This window comes from Luteibacter jiangsuensis (assembly GCF_011742555.1).
In the GTDB taxonomy this organism is placed as follows: domain Bacteria; phylum Pseudomonadota; class Gammaproteobacteria; order Xanthomonadales; family Rhodanobacteraceae; genus Luteibacter; species Luteibacter jiangsuensis.
Genome location: NZ_JAAQQR010000001.1, coordinates 91,100 through 103,136 on the forward strand (window position 1 = coordinate 91,100; position 12,037 = coordinate 103,136).

The window sequence follows — 12,037 nt, forward strand, 5'->3', positions numbered from 1 at the left end:
TATGTCCGTTGCTCAGGAAGAAGGAAGGCCCTGCGCGAGCGCGCGGGCATTGACACCGATGAGGTGCGTGACCTTGGGCGGCTGGGCGCCCCGGTGGAAGGCGGAGGCTTCGCTCTGGATGTCCGCACCCGCATGACTGAAACGCTCATGCTGGCGGAGGTGTTCGGCCCACGACTCGACCATGAACCACTCCACGACATGCTCGGGATTGCCCGAGTCCTGGGTGACACCCCAGGCATACGCCCCGTCGCGCAGACGCTCCATCGAGAAGCGCTCCAGCACGGCGAGGAACGCGGGAAGCCTTTCGTGTGCCACGTCGTATTCGACAAGGATGAGGACGGGGCCGCGATCGTTGGCGATCGGCTCGGCCGTGAGCGGTTCGGCCCACTGGTGCGCCGAGGTAAGGTCCAGGTCGGCCGATGGCAGCGGCATGGCGCGCATGACGAACGCGGCCACAACCAGCCCTGCGGCACTGGCCAGCAGCGTCGCGCCCACGCCCACCGCTTCTGCCAGCGTGCCCCAACCGATGCTTCCCACCGCCATCGCACCATTGAACACGGTGAGGTATACGGCGAGCGCCCTGCCCCGCACCCAGTTGGGCAGGATGCCTTGGGCGACCCCGTTGAACGTGGTCAGCGACATGATCCACGCGCCACCGAGCACCAGAAGCGCGATAAACGCCACGATCTTGTCGGGGACAAGTGCCAGGACGACCATCACGAGGGCGGATAGCAGCGACGACCCGAGCAGCAACGCGTCGGCGCTGCATCGTGCGCGCATCTTCGGCAGCAACAACGCGCCGACGATGGCACCCGCCCCCACGGCGCCCATCAGCACACCGTAGAACCCCGCGCCACCATGCAAGGTGCCCCGAGCCACAAGGGGAAGGAGTGCCCATACCGCCGAAGCGAACGCGAAGAACACGGCCGCGCGGATGAGGACAACGTGCAACTCGCGGCTCGCCTTGGTGTATCGCAGACCCGCACGAAAGGCACCCAGGAAGTTCTCCGGAAGCGCCCTGTCGCCCGCGGACTTGCGCCGCCACCAGACGAGGGCCGCAATGACGAGGAAATAGCTGCAGACGTCCGTGCCATAGGTGACGGCCGCACCCATGCCGGCCAGGATCAGGCCGCCTGCCGCAGGTCCGATGGCGCGCGAGATGTTGACGCCCAGGGAGTTGAGCGAGACGGCGTCCTTGAGCTCGGCCCGCTCGACGAGTTCCGGCACGATGGACTGCCACGTGGGCCCGATGAGCGCCGCGCCGATGCCGCCGACGAAGGTCAGGGCAACGAGCGCCGCGATGCTCAGGTTTCCGGTGGAGGCGAGCATCATGAGCGTCGCGCTCACGCAGGCGAGAAGCACCTGCACGGCGATGAGGAAACGGCGGCGGTCGAGGATGTCGGACAACACGCCCGCAGGGATGGCGAGGAGGAAGATGGGCAACGAGCCGGCGGCCTGGATGAGCGAAACCGCGGCGGGGCCGCCGCCGAGTTCCGTCACCATCCAGGAGCTGGCGATGTCGCGCATGAAGGTGCCGGTGTTGCCCAGCACGGTCGCCACCCAGAGGATGGCGAAGGTCGCGTGTTTCAGCGGGCGCAGGCTGTCGGAGAGTCCCCCGGTTTCAGCGGCCATGGAGGCGTCCTCGCAGATCGAGCCAGCCCACATGGACGAACGCGCCGGCAAGGCCCAGGTGTTCGAAGAACCCGTTCATCATCATGTCGCGCCCGGGACCCGTCGCCTCGTTCCACCAGGCATTGGCGAGGAAGTTGGCGGTGAAGGTGAACAGTGCCAGCGCGAACGCACCGAGCCACCGCAGGTGGCCGGTGAGCACCGCAAGCGAACACAGTAACTCGAAGACAATGACGCCACAGGCGAAAAGACGCGGCGGTGAGAGACCGAAGTGCTGCATCTCGCCGATGGCCGCATCGAAATCGATGAGCTTGCAGATCGCGCCCTGGAGGTAGGCCGAACACAGCGCGAGGAGCGCGAACCACAGCACGAGGTCCATGCGCACGGAGGCCGGGCGCATCATACGGCCCAGCACGCGCAACCCAGCGCGCCCCAGAAACTCTTGAAGTCGTCGACCGGAAGCGATGTCGCATGCGAGCGTCCATGGTCGTGCCCGTGCACCGAGCACCCATGTGCGCAACCGCAGGTGCTGTATCCGCGGCGCTCGAGGCCATCCACACGTTGCTGCTGCGTTGCCCAGGCGGCATAACCGCCATAGGCATTGACGGGAGACCAGTCGGGCATCGCGGCGGGGATATCGCTTTCGTCGAGCGAAGCGAAAGGCCCGGCGGCGTAGACCACCTTGCCGCCGACCATGGTCAGCAACGACGTCGTCCCGACGATCTCGTCTTCGGCGCAGGCAAAGAAGTCCCGGTCGGGGATGATGAGGTCGGCCAGCTGGCCTTCCGCGATCCGCCCCTTCTTGCCTTCCTCGTTGGAGAACCAGGTGACGTTCTCGGTCCACATGCGCAGGGCCTCCTCGCGGTCGAGGCAGTTGTGCCGGGGATACAGGCGCAGGCCGCCGACGGTGCGACCCGTGGTGAGCCAGGCGAGCGACACCCACGGGTTGTACGATGCCACACGCGTCGCGTCGGTGCCCGCGGAGACGTTGACGCCCCGGTCCAGCATCTTCCTGACCGGAGGTGTCGCCTGTGCCGCGCCGATACCGTAGCGTTCGACGAAGTACTCGCCCTGGTAGGCCATGCGATGCTGCACGGCCACGCCGCCGCCGAGGGCCGCGATCCGCTCGATGGACGCGTCCGAGATCGTCTCGGCGTGGTCGAAGAACCAGTGAATACCGTCCAGGGGAATGTCCTGGGCCACTTTCTCGAATACATCGAGCGCGCGGCTGATGGTTTCGTCATAAGTCGCGTGCAGGCGCCAGGGCCAACGGTTCTGCGCGAGGATCCGCACCACGCCTTCGAGCTCGCCTTCCATCTCGGGCGCCATGTCCGGTCGCGGCTGGCGGAAGTCCTCGAAGTCGGCGGCCGAGAACACCAGCATCTCGCCGGCACCGTTGTGCCGGAAATAATCGTCGCCCTGCTGGTACGTGACCGACTTCGTCCAGGCGAGAAAATCGTCCTTCTCCTGCTTGGGCTTTTGCGTGAACAGGTTATAGGCGATGCGGATGGTCAGCCGATTCTCGTCCGCCAACTGTTGCACGACCGCATAGTCGTCGGGCCAGTTCTGCGATCCGCCACCGGCGTCGATGGCGCCCGTGATGCCGAGTCGGTTGAGCTCGCGCATGAAGTGACGCGTGGAGTTCACCTGGTATTCGAAAGGCAGCTTCGGACCCTTGGCCAGCGTGGCGTAGAGGATCGACGCATTGGGCTTGGCGAGCAGCAGGCCGGTGGGGTTGCCGCTCTTGTCGCGCAGGATCTCGCCACCGGGCGGATCGGGGGTGTCCTTGGTGTAGCCGCACACGCGCAGCGCCGCGGCATTGAGCAGCGCGCGGTCGTACAGGTGCAGGATGAACACCGGGGTATCCGGTGCCACAGCGTTGAGTTCGTCGATCGTGGGAAGGCGCTTCTCGACGAACTGGTGTTCGGTGAAGCCGCCGACGACGCGTACCCACTGCGGTGGGGGCGTGATTTCGACCTGCCGGCGGAGCATCCGCATGGCATCGGCAAGGCTCGGCACACCGTCCCAGCGCAGTTCCATGTTGAAGTTGAGTCCCCCACGAATCAGGTGGAGGTGGTTGTCGATGAGGCCGGGAAGCACCCGGCGCCCACCGACGTCGACCACACGTGTCCCCGGGCCGGCCAGTGCCAGCACCTCGTGGTCGTCTCCCACCTTCAGAAACCGACCATTGTGAATGGCCACGGCGCTTGCCGTCGGCCGACGACGGTCGAGGGTGGTGAACAGGCCTCGGTGCAGGACGAGATCCGGTACGGGGATGGGTGACATGGGGAAGCTCCGGGGATCAGACGTGGTCGTCGTTCGAACGTGGGGCATCGCTCTTGGGGACGGCGAAGCTCTTGCTGTGCCAGAGATTGGCCCAGACATCCGGATGCCCCTTCACGTAGGACACAGCCGCTTCACCTGCGAGCATGCCGAGCAGTCCAAGCAAGGCGATCATCGGCGGTGCCGGGGAACGCACACCGAAGCAGCCGTAAGCGATGCCGACCACCACGCCGAACGCGAGGGAGATGAGATAGGGCGACATGGTTTCAACCCGCCTCCGACGCATGTTCGCCAAGCGCCCACTTCGAGAAGCGCACCTGGATGCCGTACGGCGTGAGGGCACGCAGGATGTCCATCACGCCTTCGTACGTGCCCGATCGCGCCCAGTCCTGCTGCAACTCGAACATGAACTGGAGCGTCGTCATCGGCACCGCGCCGGCCTGGATCATGCGCTGGACGGCACGCTCATGGGCCTCGACGCTCGTATCGCCGCAGGCGTCAGTCACCACGGTGACTTCGTAGCCCTCGCGCAGCATGTCGAGCGTCGGGAAGTTCACACAGGCGCCGGTCCACAAGCCGGCGACGACGAAGCGCTTGCGACCGGTGTTCGCGACGGCCTTGCGGAAATCCGCGTTCAGCCAGGAGTTGATGGAGGTGCGATCGATGACGGGCTGGTCGGGGAAGACGTCGTCGGTCACTTCCGGCATGAAGGGACCGGAGAAGCTGTCTTTGGCAACCGTGGTGAGGATGGTCGGGACCTTGAAGAGCTTCGCGGCGCGCGCGAGGATCTGCACGTTGTCCATGATGGCCTTGCGATCATGGCTCTGCACACCCTGGAACATCGCGGGCTGGAAGTCGATGAGCGCAAGCGCACAATTGGCAGGCGTGATCAGTTCGTTGAATGGCATGGAAGGGGGCCTCGTGAATGGATCGCAGGCGGTTCCTGCGATTGCATTCACGATAGGCAGCGCGCCGGAGAACAAATAGAAGCTTTGGAATCCATCGTCCGCATGTTTGATAAAAACAAGCACGGACCGGCGAGCGATAACCTCATCCAGCGCGCGACTTGCGGTACAGGTGTGGCGTCGTCCCCATCAGCGCCTTGAAGGCACGGGTGAAGTGAGCCTGGTCGTTGAACCCGCAGTCCATCGCGATGCCGGCAAGGGTGTCGGTGGTGTCGACGAGCCGCCTGCAGGCATGCTCGATGCGCTTGCGGTGTCGCCACCGATGCGGGCTCTCGCCGAAGGTCACCTTGAACGCACGGCTGAAGTAGCCACGGGAAAGCTGGCAAGCCGCGGCGAGTTCGGTTATCGAAAGACCGAGATCGAGGCGCGCCAATGCCACCTGCTCTACCGTGCGCACCTGCCATTCCGCCAGTCCCGTCGGAGCACGGGGCGCGCGCTGTGTGGTGGCTTGCTGGTGGATCCGCAAGGCCTCCGCAATATATCGCGCACAGGCGGCGCGGTCGGCCCTGTCGACATCGGCGATCTGGCGCAGCGCCTGGCGCAGCAACTGCTGCACCACACTCACCGGCGAGATGCGGTCGGTGGACGGGACCGACGGCAACGAGGTATCGATTCGCATGGAGCCACCATCGTCACTGCTCGAAGACGAGGCGGATGCTATCGGCCACCGGCTCCGGGCAGACCCCCTGTATGGGGGGTGTTTTTCCTAAGACACGATGGCCCGCTCAGGCAACAATACGGCTCTCACTCGTTCGCATGGAAACACTCATGACACCGCCCGCCATCCGCATCATCGTCGTCGACGACCACCCGCTCTTTCGTGCGGGTGTCGTGGCCATGCTGGCGGGCGAGCCGGGCATCCTTATCGTGGGCCAGGCGGGAACCGGAGCGGAGGGCGTCGAGGTGTTCCGCGACATGCGTCCCGACGTCGCCGTCGTCGACCTGAAACTGCCAGACATGGACGGCGACGAAGTGGTAGGTGCCATGCGGAAGATCGACCCGATGGCCCGCGTGATCGTGCTCACCACTTATGGCGGGGACGCGGCGGCACGAAGGACGCTTGCCGCGGGCGCCCAGGGCTACCTGCTCAAGACATCGCTGGCCAACGACCTCGTCGGGGTCGTCAGGGCGGTTCACGCCGGCCAGCACCGCATCTCGGCGGAAGTGGCGAAACGCCTCCACGACCACCGTGGGGACGAGTCTCTGACCGAGCGCGAGCTGGCCGTGCTCCGTGGCGTAGCGGCGGGGATGGAAAACAAGCAGATCGCCCAGCACCTCGGCATCGCCAGCAACACCGTGAAGGAGCACCTGTCCCATGCGATGGCCAAGCTCCGGGCCACCAACCGTGCGCATGCGCTCTCCATCGCGATCGCTCGCGGCTATCTCGACTGAATCAAGGTGTCGCTGCGTAAGCGAGCTGCCGCGGGCGCGTCATGCCGCACCTCCGGTCCAGCCGTCGAGGAAGTCCAGCAGCAATCCGTTGACGATTTCCGGCTGCTCTTCCTGGGGCAGGTGGCCGCACTCGGCGATGGGCTCTGCGCGAAGGTGGGTCGCCATGCCCTTCCACACCGCGGCCATGTCGAAAGTGCCCCCGACCGCCTCGAAGTCCGCACCCCAGATGGCCATCGTCGGGCATGCAATCGACACGTGGGCGTCCTGCTCGTCCTGCAGCACGTCCTCGGGTGCGGCCCGATAGTCGGCCATCGCGCCGCGTACGGCACCCGGCTCCCGGTACGCCGACACATAGGCATCGAAGTCCGCACCGGCAATGGTGTGCGGGTCGTAGCACCAGTCGGTGAAGAAGTGCCGGAGCCATATGTCCTCCCGCCCTGCGATGAGTGCTTCGGGCAAGTCGAGCACCTGGTGGAACATGAAGAACCAGTACGCCTTCGCCACCTTCGCATTCATCGCATGGGCCACGATGCGGGTGGGCACGTTGTCCATGACGACCAGCCTGTCCAGACGGTGCGGGTGATCCTTGGCGAATCGTGTCGCGACCCGTGCACCGCGATCGTGGCCGACAAGGGCGATGCGATCGATACCGAGGTGATCCAGGAGCGCGATCAGGTCCCGCGCCATGTTCCGCTTGTCGTAGCCGGTGGCCGGCTTGTCGGTCTTTCCGTAGCCACGAAGGTCCGGCGCGATCACACGATATTTACCCGCCAGGACAGGAACCTGGTAACGCCAGGCGTAGTTCGTCTCGGGAAAACCATGCAGCAGGACAACCGGTGCGCCTTCGCCCGCGTCGAGATAATGCTGGCGGATGCCGTTGGCCCTGACGGTGTGGTGTTTCATCGCTCATCCACTGCGGCGGAAAGAGATCGCAGCGTATCGATGCGCGGTCCGCGCAAATAGCATGATTGGTCCGCACCTTGCTGCGTCGTGAGGCGCACGCTTAGAAGGATCGTCCACCCCGTCTTCCTGCAAGCCGCGGGCGTTCGACTGTCCTAGGTTGGCGCGAGGTTCGCCGTCGAACGCGACTTATCCCGCCATCAGAGGAATCGCCATGAGCAGCAACACCAAACCGCAGGCCACCATTGTTCTCATCCATGGTGCATGGGCGGACGGCTCGAGCTGGAACGCCGTCATTCCGGGGCTCCTTTCGCGGGGCCTGAAGGTCGTAGCCGTACAGAATCCCCTCACGTCGCTCGCCGAGGACGTGGCCGCAACGAAGCGCGTTCTTTCGTTCGTCGAAGGGCCCGTTGTTCTCGTCGGCCACAGCTGGGCCGGCTTCGTCGTCACCGAAGCGGGCGACGATCCGAAGGTGAAGTCGCTGGTGTATGTATCGGCCTTTTCCGGCAACGTGGGCCAGACCACGGGAGAACTGGTGGGCAAGTACCCTTCCCCGCCGGCGCTTGGCGGCATTCGCGAGGACGGCAACGGGTTTGTCTATCTCTCGGAGCAGACGTTCATCGACGACGTCGCGCAGGACCTGCCTTCCGATATGGCACGCCTCCTGGCGGCAACGCAGGGCCCGCTCGCCAAGAGCACCTTCGGCGATGCGTTGACGACCACGGCATGGCGCACGCGCCCGTCCTGGTTCATCGTCTCGACCAGCGACCGCGCGGTTTCCCCGGACTTGCAGCGCGACGCCGCCAAGCTCATGGGCTCGACGGTGACCGAAGTGCCTTCCAGCCACATGTCGCTGATCTCCCACGCCGACGAGGTCGTGAAGGCGATCGCGGAAGCTGCCGAGGCAGCCGTTCGCGGCTAAGCGCAGGCGCGAGACGACGGATTCTTCTCGCGTTTCCGGGGACTGTTGCTTCGTTGCCTGGTGATAGTGGTCGCTTCGTAGGGAGGGCTCGCCTTGCGGCCTCGCATCGGCGCCTGTGCCGGTGTCTAGGAGCCAGTACCCGTTCCCCTCGCCGCGAACGGGCACTGGCCGCCAACGGTGTGGGCTCTTGTTGGGAGAGCGAAGCGCGAAGTCGATGGTTTGCTTTCGTCTCTTGCCGACCGGGGCGCTGGGTGCCTGCGTTCGCAGGCACGACGGTAGGTGGGGCACTGCAAGACCGTCGCATCGCACCCTTGTGGGAACCACTTCGCTTTGTGTGGGAGCCGCTTCAGCGGCGATGGGTGCTAGCGACAAGCTTGCCCGCTGCCGCGGGATCGCCGGCGTAGCCGGCTCCCACACAAAGCACCGGGTACTCGTATGTCGTGGGCATCGGTGCCGGGTTTTCTTGCCGCCACATCATCGTGCCTGCGTAGGCAGGCACGCCCGGGTCCGCCGCGGCGTCAGCCATAAGACACCAGCCGCGCAGCGGCTCTCCTTTCGCAAGGAACGACGTAAGTCTTCGCGGCGAGGGCGACGGCTGCCGGCTTCCCGACCACGCACGAGCGCCAAGCGCGAGGCCGAACAGGCGAGCCCAGCCTACGAAGCAAACCCCACCAGGCACTCGCTACGAAGCACCACCAATCGGCACGAAGAACCTATATTGCCAATCACGGCCCAACGGGGACCCACGTATAACCGGAACCCGCCTTTCGCACCGTCCCGATGCCCGGGAACGGGATGTGCGCACCGGCGACGAGTTCGCCGGACTTGCTCGCGGCGCGCAGAGCCTTTTCGCGGGTGACGATCGCGTCGGCAGGTGTGCTGTCGAAGCGGATGGTGACCTTCGGATCGGGGAACTGCGCCACGGCGAGGTGAACGAGGTCGCCCCAGACCATCAGCACCTTGCCGTCGCTCTCGACACGATAGCCCGTGTGGCCCGCCGTGTGTCCCGGCTCGTCCACCGCCGTGATCCCGGGGCCGACGGTGTCGCCCGGATGGAGGACTTTGACGTGGCCCGCGGCCTCGTAGGGCTTGAGCGCGGTGGCCACGGCATCGAAGGTCGCCTGCACCGAGGCATCGACCTTGCCGCTGTTGTCGCGGTTTTCCCAGAATTTCTTTTCTCGCGCGTCGACACGCACGACGGCGTTCGGATACACCATCTTGCCGTGGTCGATGAGCCCGCCCACGTGGTCGGCATGCAGATGGGTGATGAGCACCTCGTCGATGGCATCGGCACGGTAACCCGCAGCCAGCAGGTGCGCATTGACCTCCCCGAGCGTCGCACCCAGGAACGCGCCGGAACCGGTGTCGATGAGGATGCGCTTCTCGCCGGTGTCGATGAGGAACGCGTTGACCGACGTGGGCACACCGTCGCCGAGATGGGCCTTCGCCAGCGCCTGCTGGACCTCGCCCTTGTGGGCTTCGACCATCAGCCCCGATGCGGGAAGCGTGAAGCTGCCGTCGGACAGCGCGACGACCGTGAGCTTGCCCAGCGGCAGCTTGAAGAAGCCGGGTGCTTCATCGGCGGCGTGGGCCGTCGACGTCGCTGCCAGTGCGAAAAACAGAGAGATGGTTGCAGTGAGCCGATAACGACCGGCGGCGTGATAGCCGTAAGACATGGGAGACACCCGTGGAAGGTTGGCCGCAGTGTGCGAAACGTCCACGCGCCGGGATTGCAGAAAGGTGACCTGGGCGGATGTATTGCGACGAAGACCCACCGGGTAGGCGCATCGTCGAGTGCTGACCCAATAGTGCAATCGTTCCGGTGGCGCGCTGGCTAGGCTTTACCGGTCGCCGGAGTTCCGGCCATTGCGTGGCGCGAGCATGGCAGCGGAGATCGTCATCAGGGATGCGCCCGACGAGGGGCGCTTCGTTGCGGAACTCGGCCGGGAGACCGCGAGCGCCTGGTACCGGAATGACGGAAAGACACTGAGCTTTTTCCGGGTCGATATCTCCGACAACCTCGTCGCCAACGGTGTGGGTAACCAGCTCATGCGCGTAGCCATGGCCCAGGCACGCCAGCAGGGCCTGCTCGTGGAGCCTGCCTGCGCCTTCGCGGTCGATTACATGCGGCAGAATCCGGAGACGCAGGACATGCTGAGCAGCGAAGGCTGGCGTCTGCTTGCCACGGAACCCGGCGGTCACCAGGAGACCGAGGCCCTCACCGAGCGCGAGATATCGATACTCCAGGGCGTGGCCGCGGGCCTCGAAAACAAGCAGATCGCTCTCCGCCTCGGCCTGTCGCCGGAGACGATCAAAGAGCATCTGTCCCACGCGATGAGCAAGCTGTGCGCCAACAACCGCTCGCACGCGGTGGTTATCGCGCTCGAGCGCGGTTACCTGAGGTAGAGCACGGCTACATCCGTCCGGGGTGCGGCGAGGCCGCCGCACTAGGGTTTGAAATGGTGGACATACCCCACGCTGAAACCACCCGGCAGCCAGCCCACTATCAGGGGCGAATCGCGCCGCGACGCCCATATCCCGATGCCGGTGCCGATGACGGCGCTGGCCAGCACGTCGCTCTGCCAGTGCCCACGGACCTTCACGCGCGCCACCGCGTCGTAGGCCGGCAACAGCGCCAGCGCGTAAACGGCGGGATGGTCGCCGCCATACCTCGCGATGAACGGCGTGACCGCCGCGGAGAGTGCTGCCACCTCGCCGCTGGGGAAGCTCTGTCCGTGCTTGAAGAACCGATTGGGATCGTTCGTCTGCGAAGGTCGCTCGCGGCCGAACGCGTATTTTAGCCCCTGCGTACCGATGCCACTGATCACCATGGCATCGACGGAGCGCCAGAACGTGTCACCCAGTTCGCTCCCGTCTCCGAGCGCGAGTGCGCCCGCCCCTATTCCGACGATGCTCCCGTAGAGGAGCGCGTTCTGGTTGCTTCGCTTCCAGATGCCGCTGTTGTCGTAGTGCAGGCGATGGTCGATGCCCAGGGGACCGCCACTTGCGAGCGACTGTCCCACCGGAGCAAGAGCGAGCAGGAGGATCAGAAGGGATATACGCATGACCGTATACCTCCGAGCAGGGGTTCACCGGAACGCGTGACTCCATTCCCGGCTTCCTTTCCGAAGCGAAGCGTCGACAAACGATGCCGCCACCGTGGCGAGGCGATGGGTCCCAAGCCCTTCGCCACGGTGGCGTCAGGGCGCGCTTATCCGCCGGAAGCCCCCGCCATCGCACCGGCATAGTCGATCACCAGTGTCACGCGGCGGTTTGGCTCGCCGCCCTCACCGGATTGACCGGGTAGCACCTGCCGATTCCGGGCTTCCCCGTAGCTCACGGCACGCACCTTGTCCGCGGCGAGGCCGCCGGTGGAAACGAGATAATCGCGTACCGCGTCGGCGCGTGCCTGGCCAAGGCGGCGATTGAATGCCGTGCTGCCCGCCGGGTCGGCGAAGCCTTCGACGGTGATGACGGCTTCCGGGAAATTGCCCGATACCACCTTCGCGAAGTCGTCCAGCAAGGGCTTGTCTTCCTCGCGGAGGGTAGAGTCGTTGAATGCGAAATGAGTCACGGCGTCCACGCGGATACGACCCTTCATGGCAGCGATCTTCGCATCGTAGTCGGCGAAGCGCTGGCGCATCTGCTCGGTGAGCCCGTCGATCTCCTGCTGCTGCTTCTGGTCGTTCGCACGGAGTTCGGCGACCGTGGAGTCGAAATCGGCCTTCTTGACGTATCCATGGCAACCGGTGAGGGCGACCGCCAGCAGACACGACGAAATCACTAAAACACGGCGATGACAACGCATGGCTAGTTCTCCTTTGATGGGTGGATGAACGAGGCTTCGTCGGATGCGTGGAACCTGGTGCATCGAGCCACGTGACCGGGAGTTCCCAACCTGCCTTATGGATGCGCCCGGCGAACGGAAGCCGGCTGCCTGTGTCCG

The 12,037-nt window shown here is 65.2% G+C and carries 13 protein-coding genes; 3 read left to right on the forward strand and 10 right to left on the reverse strand.

Annotated elements, in window-relative coordinates:
- Positions 1-12 precede the first annotated feature (12 nt).
- The 6 genes from HBF26_RS00380 to HBF26_RS00405 all read right to left on the reverse strand — a co-directional run bounded on the left by HBF26_RS00380 (position 13) and on the right by HBF26_RS00405 (position 5,496).
- The gene (locus HBF26_RS00380) at positions 13-1,632 is read right to left on the reverse strand and encodes an MFS transporter (RefSeq protein WP_167121969.1); all 1,620 of its coding nucleotides are present in this window, start codon (positions 1,630-1,632) and stop codon (positions 13-15) included.
- The gene (locus HBF26_RS00385) at positions 1,622-2,044 is read right to left on the reverse strand and encodes a DoxX family membrane protein (protein WP_205287570.1); all 423 of its coding nucleotides are present in this window, start codon (positions 2,042-2,044) and stop codon (positions 1,622-1,624) included. The genes HBF26_RS00380 and HBF26_RS00385 overlap by 11 nt, the downstream gene beginning before the upstream one ends.
- A complete protein-coding gene (locus HBF26_RS00390; RefSeq protein WP_167121971.1) occupies positions 2,029-3,915 on the reverse strand; it encodes an amidohydrolase in 1,887 nt (628 codons plus the stop codon). Before HBF26_RS00390 ends, HBF26_RS00385 begins: the two co-directional genes overlap by 16 nt.
- A 16-nt stretch (positions 3,916-3,931) precedes the next feature.
- Complete coding sequence (locus tag HBF26_RS00395; RefSeq protein ID WP_167121973.1) at positions 3,932-4,174, reverse strand: DUF1427 family protein; 243 nt, start codon at positions 4,172-4,174, stop codon at positions 3,932-3,934.
- A 4-nt stretch (positions 4,175-4,178) separates the two neighbouring features.
- On the reverse strand, positions 4,179-4,820 hold the full coding sequence (locus HBF26_RS00400; RefSeq protein WP_167121975.1) for a hydrolase: 642 nt from the start codon (positions 4,818-4,820) through the stop codon (positions 4,179-4,181).
- A gap of 142 nt (positions 4,821-4,962) precedes the next feature.
- Positions 4,963-5,496: a helix-turn-helix domain-containing protein gene (locus HBF26_RS00405; protein ID WP_167121978.1), complete on the reverse strand. Its 534-nt coding sequence runs from the start codon at positions 5,494-5,496 to the stop codon at positions 4,963-4,965.
- A gap of 149 nt (positions 5,497-5,645) precedes the next feature.
- On the opposite strand from HBF26_RS00405, the gene HBF26_RS00410 reads away from it, so the two are divergent.
- Entirely contained in the window at positions 5,646-6,269 is a 624-nt protein-coding gene (locus tag HBF26_RS00410) for a response regulator (RefSeq protein ID WP_167121980.1), read from the forward strand.
- A 39-nt stretch (positions 6,270-6,308) separates the two neighbouring features.
- Here the strand turns inward: HBF26_RS00410 and HBF26_RS00415 are convergent, their stop codons facing one another.
- Positions 6,309-7,172 (reverse strand): alpha/beta fold hydrolase, encoded by an 864-nt coding sequence (locus tag HBF26_RS00415; protein ID WP_167121982.1) that lies wholly within the window; start codon positions 7,170-7,172, stop codon positions 6,309-6,311.
- A 211-nt stretch (positions 7,173-7,383) separates the two neighbouring features.
- Between HBF26_RS00415 and HBF26_RS00420 the strand changes: the two genes are divergently transcribed.
- Positions 7,384-8,091 (forward strand): alpha/beta hydrolase, encoded by a 708-nt coding sequence (locus HBF26_RS00420; protein WP_167121984.1) that lies wholly within the window; start codon positions 7,384-7,386, stop codon positions 8,089-8,091.
- Positions 8,092-8,816: 725 nt separating this feature from the next.
- On the opposite strand, the gene HBF26_RS00425 is transcribed toward HBF26_RS00420, so the two are convergent.
- Positions 8,817-9,767, reverse strand: coding sequence for an MBL fold metallo-hydrolase (locus HBF26_RS00425; protein ID WP_167121986.1), 951 nt, complete (start codon positions 9,765-9,767; stop codon positions 8,817-8,819).
- A 205-nt stretch (positions 9,768-9,972) separates the two neighbouring features.
- Here HBF26_RS00425 and HBF26_RS00430 point away from each other — a divergent pair, with 205 nt between their 5' ends.
- Positions 9,973-10,497, forward strand: coding sequence for a LuxR C-terminal-related transcriptional regulator (locus HBF26_RS00430; RefSeq protein WP_167121988.1), 525 nt, complete (start codon positions 9,973-9,975; stop codon positions 10,495-10,497).
- A 41-nt stretch (positions 10,498-10,538) separates the two neighbouring features.
- Here HBF26_RS00430 and HBF26_RS00435 read toward each other — a convergent pair whose 3' ends face one another.
- Both HBF26_RS00435 and HBF26_RS00440 read right to left on the reverse strand, forming a co-directional pair.
- Positions 10,539-11,156, reverse strand: a complete 618-nt coding sequence (locus tag HBF26_RS00435) for a phosphatase PAP2 family protein (RefSeq protein ID WP_167121990.1) — start codon at positions 11,154-11,156, stop codon at positions 10,539-10,541.
- Between the two features lie 146 nt (positions 11,157-11,302).
- Entirely contained in the window at positions 11,303-11,875 is a 573-nt protein-coding gene (locus HBF26_RS00440) for an OmpA family protein (RefSeq protein ID WP_338039607.1), read from the reverse strand.
- Positions 11,876-12,037: the final 162 nt, after the last annotated feature.